Origin of the sequence: uncultured Megamonas sp. (genome assembly GCF_958438645.1) — a bacterium.
GTDB lineage: Bacteria > Bacillota > Negativicutes > Selenomonadales > Selenomonadaceae > Megamonas.
The window spans coordinates 1-20,293 of the sequence record NZ_CAUBSM010000007.1 but is presented as its reverse complement, the minus strand read 5'-3'; the positions used below and the strand labels follow the sequence as shown (position 1 = coordinate 20,293).

The following is a 20,293-nucleotide window of genomic DNA, read 5'->3' as shown; positions in this document are numbered from 1 at the left end:
TTCTGTAATAAATAATTATTTAGCAAATGATACTTGAGTTAATAAATCAAGTGGTTTAGCGATTAAAACATCGGCACCATTATTTTTTAATTCATCAGCAGGTCTAAAGCCCCATAATACACCAACAGCTAACATATCGGCATTTTTGGCAGTTTGCATATCTACATCAGAGTCTCCAAGATAAGCTATTTCTTGAGGTTTTAATTGCCAGTTTTGAGCAATCATCAAGACTTTGCCTGGATCTGGTTTGCGTTTTAATCCAGCTTTATCGCCAATTATTTCACTGAAAATACCTTCGCCAAATAATAATTTTACGATATCTTTAGCAGCTTCATCATGTTTATTTGTGCAGATACCGAGTTTTATATTTTGCTGTTGGAGTGTTTTTAATAAAGGCAAGATATCTTCATAAGGAGCTGTATGATCTAAATTGTGTTTAGCATATATTTGTTTAAATTTAGCTAATGCTTCATCTAAAAGATATTGTTTATCTTGAGGTAAGGAGCGTTCAACTAATTTTCGTATGCCATTACCTACACGATATTTATAACTTTCAATATCATAGGTGGGGAGATTATATTCTGCAAGTACGGTATTTACACTATTTGCTAAGTCTGTTAAAGAATTGACAAGAGTACCATCAAGGTCAAATATAACACCTTTGTAATTCATAAAATCAACCTTCTTATATTTGTAGTTTTATATTAAAGATTAGTATGTGACTTTTCTAATTGTAAGAGATAATTTTTAAAATTTAAGCCACCAGCATATCCTGTTAGTTTTCCATTGGAGCCAATCACACGATGACAGGGAATAATAATAGGCAGTGGGTTTTTATTATTAGCCATGCCTACAGCTCGATATGCTTTAGGCTTATTGATTTTCTGAGCGATTTCTTTATAACTAGTAGTTTGCCCATAGGGGATATTTTGAAGCTCTTTCCATACTGCAAGTTGAAAAGGAGTACCTGTTAATTTAAATGGTAAAGAAAATACAGTGCGTTTTCCTTGAAAATATTCATCTAATTGAATAGTAGCCATAGATAAAAGCTCTGTTGTTTGAAACAGAGCTTTTTGTGGTTGATTAAAGTGAATATTGATTAAATGAGTTTTTGTCGCTACTAGATATAAAGAGATATTTTCAAATTGATATTTACAAGTGTAAAGCATATTTAGACCTCTTTTATCATAGTGGTTAAAATTTCAGCGATTTGTTTTAATTTCCAAGGTTGCATTTTCAATACAGGTATGGCTCTTTTGTATTGATGTATAGTCGCCATGATGATGACATCACTAGTTTCTTTGCTTAAATCAGCACAATGACGAGAGATAGCGACTTCACCGCCTTTACTTAAAAAAGTTTGTTTTAAAATATTGGCAGCTTTGCTATTTACATCACAGAGTTTTATCACTTTGAAAAGTGCTTTATCTTGCATTAATTTTATACCAGCATCAGTGCAGTTGATATTTTCCATGGCTTGGCGAACATCATCGATAGTATTTAAATTTAAAATTTGAGGTGTGAAATCATTTGTCATTTTGCTTAACCTAAATAAGGATTAATTTGTTTTTCATAAGCGATAGTAGTAGCTCCACCATGGCCAGGATAAACAGTTAAGCTTTCATCTAAAGTCAAGATTTTAGCTTTTAGATTGGATACTAGATCAGTCATGGAACCTGTAGGAAAATCTGTTCTACCGATAGAGCCAGCAAATAAAGAATCACCACTCATGACTACACCTTCACCGACAAGGCAGATACCGCCAGGTGTATGTCCTGGAGTATGGATTACTTTTAAATTACAATTGCCAAAAGAAATAATATCGCCTTCGTGTAAGATTATATCGGCAGGTTGAGAGATGATAGGTCTACCCATATAACCACTTTCAGAGAGATTGAGATGAGGGTCAGTGAGCATGCAAGCGTCATCAGCATGAATGGCTAATTTTGCTTTTAGAGCTAAACCTAATTCTTTATTAGCTCCGATATGGTCAGCATGACCATGTGTATTTACGATATATTTAATATGAAGCTTTAAATTATTGATCACATTTAAAATGCTAGTAGCTTCATCACCAGGGTCAACAACTATGCCTTCTAAAGTTTGTTCATCATATAAAATATAGCAATTTTCCATGATAGGTCCAACTACTAAGGCTTTTATTTTCATAATAATGCTCCTTTATTTATTAAATTATTTTTCTTTGGCAGAACTACTTAAATTACGACGAACACTATAAACATCTTTAAGACGGCGAAGTGTATTCATCAACTGTTCTGCACGAGCTAGATTTTTTGTATGGAAGGTAATGGTCATTACAGCAGTTTTATTGCTAGGAATACTGCGAGAGGAAATATTTTCAATATTTATTTTCGCATCAGAAATTCTAGCGATGATTTCTGTTAAGATGCCTTGTCTATCATAGCAACCGACTTCGATAGTTACAGGATAAGATTGATCAGTGCTGATATCCCAATTTACATCGATGACACGCATCATATCATTGCCTTCACGCAATACATTTGGACAATCTGCACGATGGACGGATACACCGCGACCGCGAGTTATATAACCGATTATTTGGTCGCCTGGGATAGGATTACAGCATTTGGCTAAATGTACGAGGAAGCCGTCTTCTCCTTCGACTAAAATACCATGACTTGCTTTTTTCTTAGGTGTTTTTGGTTTGATTTTTTCCAGCATTTGAGAGATATCTGGTGGTGTGATATCTTGAAGGTCTTTTTTATAGAAAGCAATGAGTTTACTCATAATGCTATTTACAGTGATACCACCAAAACCAATGGAGGCAAACATATCATCAATATTTTGGATATTGAGTTTTTGTGCTACTTGTAATAGTCGATCATTTTTAGCTAAATCTTTAAAATTATAGCCTAAATGTTTAGCTTCATTTTCTAGTAATTCCATACCGCGAGCGATATTTTCTTCACGGCGTTGTTTTTTGAACCATTGGCGGATTTTTGTTCTTGTCTGTGAGGAGGCTACGATATTTAACCAATCCGGACTTGGGCCATTATTTTGTTTATTGGTGATTACAGAGACTATATCACCGTTTTGCAATGTATATTCAAGTGGAACAATTTTACCATTTACTTTAGCACCTACACAGTGATTGCCGATATCTGTATGAATATGATAAGCAAAATCTATAGGATTTGAGCCTTTTGGTAGGTTGATAACATCACCGCGAGGAGTATATACGAATACTTCATCAGAGAAAATATCAATTTTGAGTGCTTCAAAATATTCGCGTGGGTCAGAGAATTCATCTTGAAGTGTGATCATCTGGCGAAGCCAAGAGAGTTTTTTATCGTATTCACTGTTGGCACCGATACTTTTATTGCCAGCTTCTTTATATTTCCAGTGAGCAGCAATACCATATTCAGAAATAGCATGCATGGCAAAAGTACGAATTTGAATTTCAAGTGGTAGACCGTTATCTGTGATTACTGTAGTATGCAAAGATTGGTAGCCGTTAGTTTTTGGTACAGCGATATAATCTTTAAATCTGCCAGGTAGAGGTTTCCACATAGCATGGATGATGCCAAGCACAGTGTAACAATCAGGAATAGTTTCTACGAGTACACGCACAGCGAGTAAATCAAAAATATCGGAAATATCTTTGTTTCCCTTTTTCATCTTGCGGTAGATACTATAAAAATGTTTTGCTCTACCTTTGATTTCACCTTTTAAATGAATTTTATCAAATTCTTGTTGGATTTTTGCCACAGCATCGTTGATAAAACCTTGACGTTCTTCACGTTTTTGATTTACTTTGTCCACTAAATCATAGTAAGTTTCTGGTTCAAGATAACGCAAACATAAATCTTCAAGTTCCCATTTGATATTGGAAATACCGAGACGATTGGCAAGTGGTGCATAAACTTCTAGCGTTTCTTTGGCAATGCGTTTTTGTTTTTCTTCACGCATATATTTTAATGTACGCATATTATGCAAACGGTCGGCTAATTTTATCATGATTACACGAATATCTTTAGCCATAGCTAAAAACATTTTACGATATGTTTCGAGCTGTTGATCCTCTTTGGATTTGTATTTCATTTTACTGAGTTTAGTCACGCCGTCAATGAGCATGGCTACTTCTTCGCCAAAGAGTTCTTTCATTTGTTCAATAGTATAGATAGTATCTTCCACAACATCATGTAATAAAGCAGCAGCGATAGTAACGTCATCAATATGTAAATCAGTCAAAATCATCGCAACATGTAATGGATGTGTGATATACATTTCACCTGAAATACGTTTTTGATCAGCGTGTGCTTCATATGCTAAATTATATGCTCTAGTAATTAAATCAAAATTAGCTTGTGGGTTATAACTTTTTACAGTATTGATAATATCATCAATTGAAATGTCCATATTATCATTTTTCATCTTAATCACTCCAGAGATTATGAAAAACATAATCATAAAATTTATCTAAAGACTAAAAAGGAATATATAAAATTATAAAATAATGATAATATATATATATAACATAATCAAGATAATATGTGTTTTATGACTTGTAGATATTGGTTTTAAGCTTAATATTTTTCAAGAAAGAGAATATATTTTAATGAAGGAATGGTGTGAAAATGAATATAAAAGCCGAAAAATTTAAAGCCTATATAGCAAAAAATAGTCTTACAAACTTTAAAGTAGAAGAAAATCAAAATGGTGAGAATGAAAATACAAGAGTTACTTTTCATACATATGTAAAAGTATTTGGTCAAAAATTACCTGCTGTAATCGTGATGGATGAAAGTATTTATGTCATTTTACGCGTGCAGGTAATACCAGATATTGAATATATGAAGAACAAAGATGAATTTATTCGTTGTGTAAATGAAATGAATATAAATTATAAAGCAGTAAAATACTATTTAGGCACAGATAATGCATTGTATCTTGATATGTACATTCCAAATAAGAATGATGAATTAGATGGAGATTTAGTAATGGATTTATTAAATGCCATCACTGCACATCTAGAAAAAGAATATCCAAATTGGATGAAATTGTTATGGAGTTAATGAACTAGTAAATAATTTTCATGGACAAATGAAGAAGACATGAAGATAAGGCAGTGAAATTTATCGCTAAAAAGCTATTGTTTAGGTATTTACAATAGCTTTTTTTATTGTCCACGATGGAACTGTTAGTGTGTATGAAATCTTGACACTATTTCTAAAAACCTTTAAAATACTTCTATATGGTTACGTCAGCTATATGAATTTGTAAAGAATATTTAGAAAAATTTAACGTAAAGGGGGGTGGAGATTATCGTTGAATTATTATTAGCGATAATACTTGCACTAGTTGTAGGATTAGCTGTAGGCTATTGGATGAGAAAACGAAGTGCGGAAACACAAATTGGCTCTGCTGAAGCTGAAGCAAGAAGAATTGTTACAGAAGCTGAAAAACAGATTGAAACTAAAAAGAAAGAAGCTACTCTTGAAGCAAAAGAAGAAATACATAGAATGCGTCAAGAGTTAGACCGCGATACAAAAGACCGTAGAAATGAACTTTCCCGTCAAGAACGTCGTTTGGTACAAAAAGAAGAAAATTTAGATAGAAAAATTGATTCTTTAGAGAAAAAAGAAGAAGTTTTAAATCGTAAAGAAGCTGAGATTGATAAATCTCAAGCTAAAATAGAAGCACTTCATGCAAAACAAATGGAAGAATTAGAACGTATTTCTGGACTTACTACAGAAGATGCACGTAATATGTTACTTGCAGATGCTGAAATTGAAATCAAACATGATAAAGCTGTAATGATCAAAGAATATGAACAGCAAGCAAAAGAAGAAGCAGAAAAACGTGCTAGAAATATTATTTCTTTGGCTATTCAAAGATGTGCTGCTGACCATGTAGCAGAAACAACAGTTTCTGTAGTAGCATTGCCTAATGATGAGATGAAAGGTCGCATCATTGGTCGTGAAGGTAGAAATATTCGTGCATTAGAGACAATGACAGGTATTGATTTAATTATCGATGATACACCAGAAGCTGTAATCTTATCTGGTTTTGATCCTGTTCGTCGTGAAATTGCACGTATTGCGTTGGAAAAACTCATTACAGATGGACGCATTCATCCAGCTCGTATTGAAGAGATGGTAGAAAAAGCTCGTAAGGAAGTAGATCAACGTATAAAAGAAGCAGGAGAACAAGCTTGCTTTGAAACTGGAGTACATGGATTACATCCAGAAATTGTAAAATTATTAGGTAGATTAAAATATCGTACAAGTTATGGTCAGAATGTATTAAATCATTCTGTAGAAGTATCTCATTTAGCAGGTGTAATGGCTGCTGAATTAGGTGTGGATATAAACCTCGCAAAACGTGGCGGTTTATTACATGATATAGGTAAAGCTATTGACCATGAAGTTGAAGGTCCACATGTTACTATTGGTGCTGATTTAGCGAAAAAATATCGCGAATCTGTTGATGTTGTAAATGCTATAGCTGCTCATCATGGTGATGAAGAAGCAAAAACTGTAGAAGCTGTACTTGTTGCAGCAGCTGATGCTGTATCAGCCGCACGTCCAGGAGCTAGACGTGAAAGTTTAGAATCATACTTAAAACGTTTAAAACGTCTTGAAGAAATAGCGGAATCTTTTGATGGTGTTGATCGTTCATTTGCTATTCAGGCAGGTAGAGAAATCCGTATTATGGTAAAACCAGAAAAAATGGATGATATCTCAACTGTTGCTTTAGCTCATGATATTACTAAGAAAATTGAAGCTGAACTTGAATATCCAGGACAGATAAAAGTAACTGTAATTAGAGAAACTCGTGTAGTTGATTATGCAAAATAAAGATAATAATTTCTTTTGACATAAAGTTAATGGAGAATAAAAAAGTAGTTATTAGTATTGATAACTACTTTTTTTGCATTAAATTTCTTTTGAGGTTATTAGTTGAATAGATATAAAATAAGATTATAATAAATATTATTTGCTTGGCATAAAAGAAAGGTTACGAAAATGCAGATTAGTAAAACTAAAAATGATAAAAAACCTAATATGGATTGTGTAAATTTATTGACTTCGATATTGATTTATTATTCGGAGATAAGCAAGATATCCATAGAACCAGATGAAAAAATATATATAAATTATATTATTCAAACAATATTAACTGACGAAGAAATAAATAAAATAAGAATATTATTAGAAGAAAGTTTAAAGTCATATCATTATTTAGAAAAGATGAATATAGATTGTAGTGAAATAGATATAAATATAAAAGAAAAAGCAACTTTTATAGATATAAAAAGAGATATAAAGACTTTTTCTCATGGTGAACTTCGTTTAATAAATACATTGATTGCTCAAAATTTTAATGAAGAACTTATTGTGGACATGAATAAAATACCAATGATAGACTCATCTATGTTGGCTCAAATAGATTTAATAGATACAATGTTTGCTAGTTTGAAGATTAATCCTGTTTCAGAAAAAATGATAGGTATTCGTGAAGCTGGTAGAGTAATTGTTTTTAATAAATGATTTTAATTTATAAAGAAAAAAGAGGAGAATGGATTTTGAAAATTTTAATTGTTGGCGATGTATGTGGTAGACCTGGTAGAGAAGCTTTTAGAAGATATGTTCCAGAATTGAAAAAAGAACATAATATAGATATAGTGGTAGTAAATGGAGAAAACATCGCAGGCGGTAGAGGTATCAATCGCAAAACTTTAGATGAGATGTATAGAGCAGGTGCAGATATAGTAACTTCAGGTAATCATATTTGGGATCAAAAAGAAATTGTATCTTTTATTGATGATGAGCCATTTTTAATAAGACCTGCCAATTATCCAGAAGGTGCTCCTGGTAAAGGATATTGTATTTATCCTTTTAAGGCTAAAAATATCGGTGTAATCAATGTATCTGGTAGAACATTTATGCCACCAATGGACTGTCCATTCCAAAAGGTCGATGAAATTTTAAAAGAAATTAAAAATCAGTGCGATATTATATTGGTAGATATACATGCAGAAGCTACGTCAGAAAAGATAGCAATGGGATTTTATCTCGATGGTAGAGTAACTTGTGTAGTAGGAACTCATACTCATGTGCAGACAGCAGATAATAGAATATTACCAAACGGCACAGCGTATATCAGTGATTTAGGTATGGTAGGGCCTTATAATTCAAGCCTTGGCATAAATGTAAATAATGCTATTGATAAGTTTATTACATGTAGACCAGTGCGTTTTGAAATGGCAGAAGGTCCAAATATTTTTTCAGCAGTTGTATTGGATTTAGCGGATGATGATAGCGTAAAATCCTTTGAAAGAATACTATTTAATGAATAATAAAGAATATACAAGTATACAGTTATAAAAAAAGGGTTTTTGGACTTGTTTGGCGAACTTTATCTATATAATAATTCCTAAATCTTTAAGGGGTGTACATCATGGAAGTATTAAGAGTGTCAACAAAATCCAATCCAAATTCTGTAGCAGGGGCATTAGCAGGTGTTTTAAGAGAAAAAGGAACAGCAGAGTTGCAGGCTGTAGGTGCAGGTGCTTTAAATCAAGCAGTAAAAGCTGTCGCCATAGCACGTGGTTTTGTTGCACCTAGTGGAATTGATTTAGTTTGTGTACCTGCATTTGCTGACATTGAAATTGACGGCGAAGAAAGGACTGCAATTAAATTGATTATTGAATCAAGATAGTATTGCTTTTATACATAAACTAAATTGTTCATGATTGGTAACTAGTATTTTACAACGGAGTATGTCTAAGGTTTGATAAATTTATTATTGAACTTTAGACATACTTTGCGTTTAAGGATATTAATAGTTATAATATATATATATAATAAAGATAGCATTGAAATATAAATTATTAATAAAAAACGAAAAATTCTAAAAATAATTTAGTGAAATAAATTGACGTAGAAAGAGGAGCGTAAAATATGGATGTTATTGCATTAGTAGGACCAAGTGGAACAGGAAAGTCCCATAGGGCATTGATGGTAGCAAGACAAAATAAAGCAGATGCTATTATAGATGATGGGATTTTGATAAAAGATAATAAAATCATAGCAGGACATTCTGCAAAAAGAGAAGCTAGTAAAATTATGGCAATAAGAAGAGCTGTTTTTGTAGTGCCAGGACATGCTGAAGAAGTGAGAGCTGCTATAGAAAAAGAACAACCAAAGCGAATTTTGATTTTAGGCACTTCTGAGAATATGGTACATCGCATTGATAAAGCTTTAAATTTACCACCAATTAGCAAAATTATCAATATAGCAGATATTGCTACAAAAGCAGAAATGGCAAAAGCCCAATTTTATCGCAATCGTGAAGGAAAACATATTATTCCTGTACCAACTATTGAATTAAAGCCACATTTTTCAGGGTATTTAATCGATCCAATCCAATCATTTTTCAAAAAATCAAGTACAAAACGTCGTCGTTTAGGTGAAAAATCTATAGTTAGACCTATTTTTAGTTATTATGGAAGATTAATAATCGATGATGCAACAATTTTATCTATTATTAAATATATTGCTAAAGATGAAAATTTTGATTTTAAAGTATCGCATATACATGTAGACCATGTTTGGGAACAAGGTGAAGATAAAGGTATAAAAGTTTCATTTGAGGTAGTATTAAATTATGGAAAACACATTCCAACCATTATACAGGGAATACAAAAAAAGATAAAAGAAGTTGTAGAATATATGACAGGTATGTTTGTTCATGATGTCGATATAGTAGTAAAGGGTTTAAAATTTAATTGAGTTGAAAGTACATTAGGAAAGTAATAAAATATATACTAGATATTTTAAGAAATTTTATATTAGATGAGCAATTTTTATTGCTTATCTAATAATCATTTTAATTTATGGACTATTAAATATATTTTGTAATATATTTATAATTTAATTAAATTCTTTGACTAGGATAAAAAATAATGATATATTATAAATATAATTTAATAAATTATAGATATTATATATAATTAAATCGCCCCTACAACCTCCGATTTTTTTCGGGGGGGGTAGGGATGATTTTTTTATTAAAAGGGGTGGATGATAATGAATAAAAGCATTAAATTGACAACTATGATATGTTTATTATGCTCTGGATCAGCGATGGCAGCTTCGCCAATACCAACTTTTGATAAAGAAGCTGTTACAACACATCCATATAATAGGACAGGACAGCAAGAAGTGGTAGATAGTAGTAAACTACAAAAGGAACACTATCAAGAAGGTAATACCGGAACAGAGGAAGATCCTGCTTTTTTTGTAAATGAAATTAAATTAACAGGATATACTTTGCCAGATAATGATGGAAAATTAACAACTATACTGGACAAATACAGTAAACGAAATGTAAAAATAAGTGAATTATCTACATTAACTAGTGAACTTAATGAATATTGTAGAACATGCGGATATACAGTACCGCAAGCAATAATACCAGCACAAGAAATTAAAGATGGAATATTAGAAGTAAAAATATATGTAGCATCATATGATGAAATAAATATAGTAAAAAATGAATCAGACGTAGCAGATAGAGTTTTAGAAAAGTACATAGATTATTTAGCAGATGAAGATGTAATATTAGATAAAAAATTAGAATTAGCAGTGAATAACATCAATGATTTACCAGGGGTTATAGCGACAGCTGTATTGAAACCAGGTTCTAAACCAGGCACAACAAGTTTAGATTTAGTAGTAGATAAAAGACCTGTTTGGAATAACTATATTTTCACCGATAATGGTGGGGGGTATTATTCTGGACGTTATCGTTATGGATTTAATACAGAAATTAATAACCCAGGACATCAAGGTGATAAATTTATTATCAATGGCTCATTGACAAGTCATGATGTAAAAAATTATGGCATTCGTTATGAAACACCTGTTGGCAGTAGAGGAACTAGAGCAGGTATAGCATATAGTCAATCAAATTATGAATTGAATACAAATAGTATGTATGATTCACTTGGTAGATCAAAAGGTATTTCTATATATGGAATGACTCCAATATACAGAGATAGAGAAGATAGAGTAACTGCTATTTATGGTTATGATAGAAGAGATATACGTGATGAAATAAAATTTAGAATCTTGCCAGGTATATTGCCGAATATAACTACAGATAAAACTGCAGATGTTTGGCATGTAGGTGTTAGCGGTAGTCAATATAATCCAAATCAATTTACACAGTATGATTTAATTTATTGGTATGGAAATTTAGATACTGATGGCGGTTCATATTTAGATGGTGATTATCATAAATTAACAGCTGATTGGCTCAATATTTGGTATGACAATAAATTCAATTATCGCATTAATATGCATGGGCAGATGGCAAGCAGAGCATTAGATGGTAGTGAACAATTCTTCTTAGGCGGTATAAATGGTGTTCGTGCTTATGGCAATGGAGATGGATACGGTGATGATGCTTATCTTGCTACATTTGAAGTACGTTGTAAAACAGATATAGAAGGATTAGAAGCTGCGGCTTTTATTGATACAGGATATGCTGAAAATAAAGCTGCTGAATATAGTGAACACTTATCTGGTTGGGGCTTAGGACTTCGCTATGCTAAACCAAATGATTGGTATGCTCAACTGGATTGGTCAAGAAAAATAAATGCACGTGAAGATTGGGTAGAACCAGATGACCATAGCGGTAGATGGTGGTTCCAAATGTATAAGATGTTTTAAGGATATAAAGTAAGAAAGGAGAACTATCATGAAGATAAGAAATAAAAAACTATTGACAAAAAGTATTGCTATGGCAATATTTATGAGTTCAACTTTATATACAATGCCAATAACGCATGCGGCATTTAACAATAACACATTACCTAGTGTTGATAAAGTGGTAGCAGGAACAAATGTTAATATTTCTGATCCAGCTAATATTACACAAGGAAGTGAAAATGCTGTAATTCAATGGAAAGACTTTTCTATAGGTGCTAATGCAACTGTTAATTTTAAAGGTCCAGAGAATTTCAATACATTAAACTATGTTAATAGTGGTAATTTATCACAGATTTACGGCACGATAAATGCTACAGATACTAAGGGAAATACTACTGGTAATATTTATATTGTAAATCCAGCTGGGGTACAAATTGGCAACTCTGCTCAAATTAATGTAGGTAGTCTCTATGTATCTAATAAAAATTTAGATACACCACTAAAGAATATTGATAACGAAAATCTCGATATTAATAATATTTAAAAAAAAGGAACAGCATCACCTAATGCAGAACTTATGAGTTTAGGTAATATTAATGCTACAAATGTTACATTTGATGGTAATAGAATTGTATTAGATGTAGATAGAGTAAAAAATGGTCAAACTCAATTAGGCAAAGATAATATCACTATTAAAACAACACAAACAGATTTTGATAATAAAAATGTAGTGCTTGGTTATACTGCTTATGATGGAACATATGATAGAAAAAATGATAGTAGTTATAATTTAGCAAAATTAGAAGGTGTAGAAAATAAAGAAACGCTCACTAAAGCAGATGGTTTTATGTGGGTTAAAGATGGCGAACAATTGCAAGCCATGAACACTAATTTAGATGGTAACTATGCTTTCCGCAATAGTATCGATTTAAATGCCACTGCAGATAATAATGTAACATTTTATTCTGTTGGTAATAGTAGTAATCCTTTCACTGGAAATTTAGATGGTTTAGGAAATGAAGTATATGGTCTTCATATTAAAGAAGATGATGCAAATACAGGATTATTTGGCGTTGTTAAAGGAAGTACTGATAAACAAGTAATTATACGTAATTTTAATCTTATTTCAGGTAGTATTACTAATGAATCAAAAAATGCTGGGACGATAGTAAGTAATACTGGGGCTGTAGTAGGTAATGCAACTAATGCATTTATTGAAAATGTGAAAAATACTATCAATGTAACGGGAGAAAATTGTGTTGGTGGTATTATTGGTACAGGGACAAATGTTACCCTAAATGGTGTAGTTAACTCAGGTGCAATATCAGGTACTGCTAATGTAGGTGGTTTAGCAGGTAATCTAGCAGGTAGTACTCTTGAGGGTGAGTCCTATAATTTAGGTGATATAAAAGGTACAGCAAATAATATAGGTGGGTTAGTAGGTTCAGCAAGTGATTCTACAATTGGTAATGAAACAGGCTTTCAGATGTATAATCACCTTGATGTAGAAGGTGGCTATAATGTAGGTGGTATTGTAGGTAATTTAAAAAATGGCTCTACAGTACAAAATGTATATAATGATGGTATGATTAAAGCTACAGGAATGACTACAGAAGATTATACTTTCCATACAGCAAATAAGACTAATCCTAATAATAAAGATGAATTAACATGGAGTGATGGTATTAGTAAAACTGTAGAAGATGTTGCAGTTGCTAATGTAGGTGGTATAGTCGGTAATTCAACTAATAGTACGATAAATGATGCTACAAATAAGGCTGATGTACAAAGTAATGAAACAACTAAAAGTAGTGACACATATTATATTGCTGGCAATGTAGGTGGTATAGTTGGTAAAGCTATGAACACTAATATGAAAAATGTTACTAATGAAGAAAGTAATATACGTGGTGCTCATAATGTAGGTGGTATAGCTGGCTATTTTGGTAATACAGATAATATTGCAAGCGATATTAAATATACTATAGAAAATGCCATCAATAATGGTGGAGATATCATGGGAACAAGTGCAAGAGATATAAATGGCGATGTAATTACAGAAATTGTTCGTCCTCTAGGTGGCAGTAGAGAAATATTTAATGTAGGCAATATTGGTGGTATAGTTGGTTATATGGATGGAGATAATGTTTATGTAACTGCTAGTGGTAACAGAGGAACAGTACATTCTAAAGAAATAGCAGAAGCTAATAAAGAGAATCCGTTAAATAGTAGTACAGCAGCTAATGTTGGTGGTATTGTAGGAAAAATTGATAGAAGTAGTAATGCAGATTTAAACACTATAAAACAAAATGTAAAGGATGCAGCTGTAAGTAATTCTTATAATAGTGCTGATGTATTGGGTTATACTGGTGTTGGTGGTATAGCAGGTATGATGTATAATGGCAGTGTAGCTAGCTCATACAATACAGGTTATTTAAGAACTACAAGACTATTAGCTGATAAAGGTGGTATAGATTCTTTAAATATGGGTGGTATTGTTGGAGATACTACAGAAAATACAAATTCAAGATCTGTTTTATATGATGTGTATAATAAAGGTCAAATAGGTGATGATACGTATACTTATTATGGTCGTCATATAGGTGGTGTAGTTGGTCGTCTATCAGGTACTGTGGAAAAAGCGTATAATAACGGTGCTATTTATAATGGTTATAATGTAGTTGGTGGTATTGTTGGTTGGTTGAGTGCTGGTAATGTAAATAATGTATTTAATACAGGTAATATTACAGTAATAAATCAAAATTCAGCTAATTCAGGTACTAGCCAAGTAGGTGGTATAGTTGGTGCTGTAGGTAATGCTCATGGAGCTGTGACTATATCTAATGCATACAATTTAGGGGCATTGAGAACTTTTAAAAATATCAAGATAAATAATGTAGGGGAAAATAGTATTGGCGGTATTTTAGGTGAAGTATCAGATGGTACCGGTGGTATTAATAAAGCGGTTACAATAAAAGATGTATATACAACAGGTAATATTTATGCTGGTGATATAGCTGGAATTGAAGGAAATGCTAGTAAAGATGAAAATGCACAGATAGGAAAAATCTTTGGACGTAGCATAAAAAAAAGTGGAGAGTATAACAAAGTTGTAGAGGTAGATAATGCTTATTATATAAAACCAGCAAGTGAAAATGGTTTTAATGAAATAAAAAATAATACTCATGAACAAAGTTCTAATATTATAGATGTTGATTATACTGCTCGAATGAATGATAACTATAATTTTTCTGATAGTAGTGCTTGGCGTATATATGAAGGTATGACTACTCCTATTTTAAATGCATTTATGCCAAATTCATATAATTATTTAGGAGATAAAGATACTACTGGAAAGAAACCAGAAAAATGGAAGGAATTAAATATAGATAATGTTCAATATGGTACAGCATATGACCCATTAATGACTTTTATTACGGCAAATAATAATTTAAGTTTAAATTTCTCTGATTTAGGAATTACAAATTCTGCTGGTTTAGTAGTAAAAGATTATGGTTTGATTTTAAATGATTTTACTACAGCTAATGGTGCAGGTGGATATTTTGGTGGTTTGATTTATGCTGATGGGGCTTTAGTTCTTAATGGAATGGGTAATGAAGATATAAAATTAGCCGGAACATCAAAATTATATGGTTCATCTGTAGATATTAACAGCAGAGGAGATTTGACAATTAATGGATTAGTACAAGCAACAGCTAATGATAAAATTACAAATGATAAAAATTCTGGAAATATTAATCTTACTGCCAACAATATAAATGTTTATGGTACTTTAAAGACAGCAAGAGATGGCGAAACTGTAACAATAGAAGGATTAAACCCGACAAGAGGAGCAAATACAGTTCAAGGTACTATAAATAATCCAAATCAAGATTTAACAGCAATAGAAAGCCTATATGCATATACAGTAACATCAAATAAAAATGGTGATTTAACAATAGAAAGTAATTCTTATGAAGATGAAAATGATCAAAATCAATATAAAGGAGATGTTAATCTTTATTACGGTAATTTAGGTCAAGGATTAATAGATGTAGCTGGAGATGTAAATTTAGAAGGTAAGAATATCTATGTCGATAGTGATATGGTTATAGATGGAAATTTAAATGCTACAGCAGATAGTACAGGTGAAATTGTAGTAGATATTTCCAATATAGGTAAAGTAAGCTTGAATCAATATACTAATAATTTATATGAAGGATTAATTCAAGCTGGTATAACAGAAAGTAATATTAACAGTACTGCGAATAATGATATAAGAGATGTAATAGATAAATTAGAAATTAATTTAGACGAAGAGCAATTAGATAAGTTTATAACATATTTAAAAAATTATGATAGTACAACAACAAAATTAACTTTTGAAGAATATGTTAGTGATGCTATTATTAAAGGTAGAATGCATAATTTCTTAAAATCATTTGAAAAACCTGCTACTGGTACAGAAAATGATAAGTATATTAATTTTGCAGGTACAGATAATGCAAAAATCACTGTTGATATGTGGGATTATAATAAGAATGTATTTAATTTAAAAAAATATGACCAAGGCGGTAATACTTTATCAACAGAGTTAGATAGTTTATATATAAAAACTAATGGAGATAATTTACCTAATACTCAAACAGGAAAAGATTTTGTTTATATCTGGATAGCTGATGGAGAGCAGTTAAAAGGTATACAGAATTATGCTAATAAAGATACAAATAGTAAGATTTTATCTTATAATTTTGCTCTTAAAAATGATATTAATGCTACAGATGTAAGTGATTACCAAGCTATTGGTGGCAGTGGTACAGTTTTCACTGGTAAATTTGATGGTAGAGGAAATCGTATTATTGGTTTAAATGTAAGTAGTTCTAATTCTAATGATAATGTAGGTGTATTTGGTGTAAATGCGGGCACTATTAAGAACTTAAAAGTATATTCTTCCACTTTTAAAGGTTATGATAATGTAGGTGCTATTGCTGGTACTAATAATGGTAAAATTGATAATGTAACTACACTTGGTAATACAGTAGAAGCTTTAGGTAGTGTAAATAGTGCTAGCTTAGATGGTACTCCTTTTGATAATACCGATAATATATTTGTAAATGTTGGAGCAGCAGGTGGTGTAGTAGGTACTAATAATGGTACAGTTGATAATGCTACATCTAGAGATAGTGTTATTGCCGGAGAAGATAAAAATTCTAATGGAGCATTAACAACAGCAGGTGGTATTGCTGGTATTAATAATGGCTTAGTATCTAATTCACAAAGTCATTCAGCTGTTACTGCTAGTAAGACTAGTACTTACAGTTTAGGCGGTATAGTCGGTGTAAATACGGCTAAAGATAATACTACTGATAATGAAATAACTGCTGGCTTGGATAATGTAAATGCCTATGGTGTAACTAGTGGCATTTATAGTGAAGCTAATAAAGATGCATATGCAACATCTTCTAATATAGGTGGTATTGTTGGTATAAATAGTGGTACTTTACATGATGCCTATAATGAAAGTATTGTTAAAGGTTTAAATAATGTAGGTGGTATAGCTGGTACAAACTCTGGTGATATATCTTTAATCGTAAATGGTGCAAGTGTTACGGCTGAAAAAAATGTAAATATTACAGATGTAGATGCAGAAAATGGATTTTATGTAGGTGGTCTTGTAGGTAAAACAACTGGTAGTATATCTGATGGTAGAAATAATGGAGTAATTACAGGTAATAAATATGTAGGTGGTCTTGTAGGTAGTAATGGCACTAAGGATATTACAGAGATTACACTTAAAAATTTAACAAATGATAGTTCTGCTGAAATTATTGGCAATGAATATGTAGGTGGTATTGCTGGTAGCAATTATGGGACTATTACTGCTGAAAATCAAACAAATTTAATTAATCGAGGTAGTATTACAGGTAATAAATATGTAGGTGGTATTGCTGGCGAAAATAATGGCACTATTACAAATGTAAATAATGATATTGTTTTAAATGCAATAGGTTCAGATGCAATGTATTTTGGTGGCGTAACTGGTATAAATACTGAAAATGGTACTATTACCGATGCTACTAATAGTGGTAACATCAATGCTAGTGGAGCTACTTATGTAGGTGGTATTGCTGGTGAAAATAATGGTGAATTAAATAAATTCAATGGAAACTATGGTAATGTAACTGGCGGAGATAAAGTTGGTGGTGCAGTAGGTAAAAATACTGTAGATATTAATAATGCTGAATTGGTTAGTGCCGGTACAGTAACATCAGCTGGTGGAGCTGGCGGTATCTTTGCTGAAAATAGTGGTAATATTACTAATTCAGATCTCAGTAATAATGGTGCCGTTAAAGGTGATAACAATAATCTAAATAGTGGCACAGGTGGACTTATTGGTATCAATAGCGGAAATATCAGTAATACTTCACTTAGAAATGAAGTAAATGGTAAAGTAAGTGGTGTATATAATGTTGGTGGCTTAATCGGTATCAATAGCGGTACTATCACTGGTGGTAGAGATGATGCTAATACTTATTATAAATACCAGATTTATAATAATGGTACTATCAAAGCTGAAAATGGTTCTAATATTGGTGGTTTAATTGGATATAATAAAAATAATGGTAGTTTAACTGCTGGATATAATACAGGAAATATTGCTGCTAGTGGTAGCACTAATGTTGGTGGTATTGTAGGTATTAATGAAGGTACTGTAAAAGAAGTATTTAATACTATTATGACGGCTGACGGAAAAAATGAAACTATTGTTGGTGGAAGTAATGTTGGTGCAATAATTGGTAATAATACTGGAACAGGAAAATTAACTAATGCTTATAGTACAAATGGTGCAACTTATCTTGTAGGCTCAGATACATCATCAACAAAAAAATATAAAATAGATGATACGAGCGTTTGGAAAACTTATAAAAAAGATATCAGTAGTACAAAAAAAGAAGGCGTATCATATGATGTATTAAAAGTATTTTTAACAAATGTAAAATATGATTCTAGCAAAAAACCTAATCTTGTATATAATGGTGCAGATCAGAAATTAAATGTTAATGCTAATGAAAAAGATTCTTTTTTGAATAGTGCTTTTGAAGATTTATCAGGTAAAGAATTTTTAGCACAAAAAAATACAGGTAATAATTTAATCGGTTCAAACGGTTATAAGAACGCAGGAACACATACTGATTGGTTATACTCTGGACAGATTGCTTCTAGTGGTGAAGGAGAAACATTTAATCCTAATAATCTTGGTTATGATATTGATTTATCAACATTTGATATTAAAAAGGCAACACTTACTATTGATGGTAGTATAGTAGAACGTATATATGGTGATAAAGCCTTGATAAATAACACAAATTATACCATAGGACAGATAAGTGGTTGGGTAGATAGTGAAAATTATAATGATTATATTAAGATAAATGATATAACAGATGGAGCATTAGCAGATCCTTCTACAGGAAAAGTAACAAATAATGCAGGTAAAAATTATAATTGGACAGGTAAGCTTACTATATCTGGCGAAGCTGCTAATAATTATCAGTTTAGTAATAATGAAATAAGTGGACAATCTATAGTATATAAAGCTAATCTAGATGTATATGTAAATGATGTAAAAACAACATATGGAACAAAATTTGATGAAAGTAAATATGGATATAGAGTAGGAAACGTAGTAAATGGAGATAATGAGAATGAAGTAAGAGGAGAAATAGATAAAAATAATATTGCATATACAAATGATAAAGCATTAGATGGAACAAATGGAAAATGGACAGGAAATGCAGGTACAGGAACAATAGATTTTAAAGATGGAAATATAGATTTAGGAAACTATGAAGTAACTGTACATGAAGGACAATCTACAGTAAATAAAGCTAAATTAGATGTATATGTAGATGGTGTAAATACAACATATGGAACAAAATTTGATGAAAGTAAATATGGATATACAGTAGGAAACGTAGTAAATGGAGATAATGAGAATGAAGTAAGAGGAGAAATAGATAAAAATAATATTGCATATACAAATGATAAAGCACTAGATGGAACAAATGGAAAATGGACAGGAGATGCAGGTACAGGAACAATAGATTTTGTAAATGGAAATATAGATTTAGAAAACTATGAAGTAACTGTACATGAAGGACAATCTGTAGTAAACAAAGCAGATTTAGTAGTAGATTTAAATAAGGTATATCACACATATGGTGATCCAAACTTAGAGGATTATGGAATAGATAAAGTAGAAGGATTAACAAATGGTGATAAAATATCTGAAGATAAATTAGCTGTAGAAATGACTAAAGATAATGCCTTAAAAGATAATAATAAACATACAAATAATGCAGGAGATTATACTTGGACAGGCAGTGTCAGCGGTATTGAAGGATTAGAAAATAACTATAATATTAAAGTTAATGATGGAGAATCCGTAGTAAACAAAGCAGCTTTGACAATTGATTTAAATAAGGTATATCACACATATGGTAATCCAAACTTAAGTGATTATGGAGTAAGCAGTGTAACAGGATTAACAAATGGAGATAAAGCAAACATTGGTGTAACAATGACCAAGG

At 31.5% G+C, this 20,293-nt stretch carries 14 protein-coding genes; 9 read left to right on the top strand and 5 right to left on the bottom strand.

What is annotated here, in order from left to right:
- Nucleotides 1–15: 15 nt before the first annotated feature.
- From Q5I67_RS06730 to Q5I67_RS06710, 5 genes are read right to left on the bottom strand one after another with little or no spacing between them, the layout of a single operon-like run.
- On the bottom strand, nt 16–672 hold the full coding sequence (locus Q5I67_RS06730) for an HAD family hydrolase (RefSeq protein ID WP_302486807.1): 657 nt from the start codon (nt 670–672) through the stop codon (nt 16–18).
- 32 nt (nt 673–704) lie between these two features.
- Entirely contained in the window at nt 705–1,169 is a 465-nt protein-coding gene (locus Q5I67_RS06725; protein WP_302486806.1) for a methylated-DNA--[protein]-cysteine S-methyltransferase, read from the bottom strand.
- A 2-nt stretch (nt 1,170–1,171) separates the two neighbouring features.
- Nucleotides 1,172–1,537 (bottom strand): dihydropteroate synthase, encoded by a 366-nt coding sequence (locus Q5I67_RS06720; protein WP_302486805.1) that lies wholly within the window; start codon nt 1,535–1,537, stop codon nt 1,172–1,174.
- Nucleotides 1,538–1,542: 5 nt separating this feature from the next.
- On the bottom strand, nt 1,543–2,169 hold the full coding sequence (locus Q5I67_RS06715) for an MBL fold metallo-hydrolase (RefSeq protein WP_302486804.1): 627 nt from the start codon (nt 2,167–2,169) through the stop codon (nt 1,543–1,545).
- A 24-nt stretch (nt 2,170–2,193) separates the two neighbouring features.
- Nucleotides 2,194–4,416, bottom strand: a complete 2,223-nt coding sequence (locus Q5I67_RS06710) for a bifunctional (p)ppGpp synthetase/guanosine-3',5'-bis(diphosphate) 3'-pyrophosphohydrolase (RefSeq protein WP_302486803.1) — start codon at nt 4,414–4,416, stop codon at nt 2,194–2,196.
- Between the two features lie 203 nt (nt 4,417–4,619).
- Here Q5I67_RS06710 and Q5I67_RS06705 point away from each other — a divergent pair, with 203 nt between their 5' ends.
- The 9 genes from Q5I67_RS06705 to Q5I67_RS06665 form a co-directional block, all read left to right on the top strand.
- Nucleotides 4,620–5,057 (top strand): hypothetical protein, encoded by a 438-nt coding sequence (locus Q5I67_RS06705; RefSeq protein ID WP_302486802.1) that lies wholly within the window; start codon nt 4,620–4,622, stop codon nt 5,055–5,057.
- A 240-nt stretch (nt 5,058–5,297) separates the two neighbouring features.
- Nucleotides 5,298–6,842 carry a ribonuclease Y gene (gene rny, locus Q5I67_RS06700; protein WP_302486801.1) on the top strand — a complete coding sequence of 515 codons (1,545 nt, stop codon included), beginning with the start codon at nt 5,298–5,300 and terminating at the stop codon, nt 6,840–6,842.
- Nucleotides 6,843–7,010: 168 nt separating this feature from the next.
- On the top strand, nt 7,011–7,535 hold the full coding sequence (locus tag Q5I67_RS06695) for a hypothetical protein (protein ID WP_302486800.1): 525 nt from the start codon (nt 7,011–7,013) through the stop codon (nt 7,533–7,535).
- A gap of 35 nt (nt 7,536–7,570) precedes the next feature.
- Nucleotides 7,571–8,344, top strand: a complete 774-nt coding sequence (locus Q5I67_RS06690) for a TIGR00282 family metallophosphoesterase (protein WP_302486799.1) — start codon at nt 7,571–7,573, stop codon at nt 8,342–8,344.
- A gap of 101 nt (nt 8,345–8,445) precedes the next feature.
- Nucleotides 8,446–8,706: a stage V sporulation protein S gene (locus tag Q5I67_RS06685; protein WP_008539893.1), complete on the top strand. Its 261-nt coding sequence runs from the start codon at nt 8,446–8,448 to the stop codon at nt 8,704–8,706.
- Between the two features lie 242 nt (nt 8,707–8,948).
- Nucleotides 8,949–9,779, top strand: coding sequence for an Asp23/Gls24 family envelope stress response protein (locus tag Q5I67_RS06680; protein ID WP_302486798.1), 831 nt, complete (start codon nt 8,949–8,951; stop codon nt 9,777–9,779).
- A gap of 297 nt (nt 9,780–10,076) precedes the next feature.
- The gene (locus Q5I67_RS06675) at nt 10,077–11,723 is read left to right on the top strand and encodes a ShlB/FhaC/HecB family hemolysin secretion/activation protein (protein WP_302486797.1); all 1,647 of its coding nucleotides are present in this window, start codon (nt 10,077–10,079) and stop codon (nt 11,721–11,723) included.
- A 28-nt stretch (nt 11,724–11,751) separates the two neighbouring features.
- The gene (locus Q5I67_RS06670; RefSeq protein ID WP_302486796.1) at nt 11,752–12,246 is read left to right on the top strand and encodes a filamentous hemagglutinin N-terminal domain-containing protein; all 495 of its coding nucleotides are present in this window, start codon (nt 11,752–11,754) and stop codon (nt 12,244–12,246) included.
- A 33-nt stretch (nt 12,247–12,279) separates the two neighbouring features.
- Nucleotides 12,280–20,293: hypothetical protein (locus tag Q5I67_RS06665; protein WP_302486795.1), on the top strand; the 8,014-nt coding region annotated here is incomplete at its 3' end.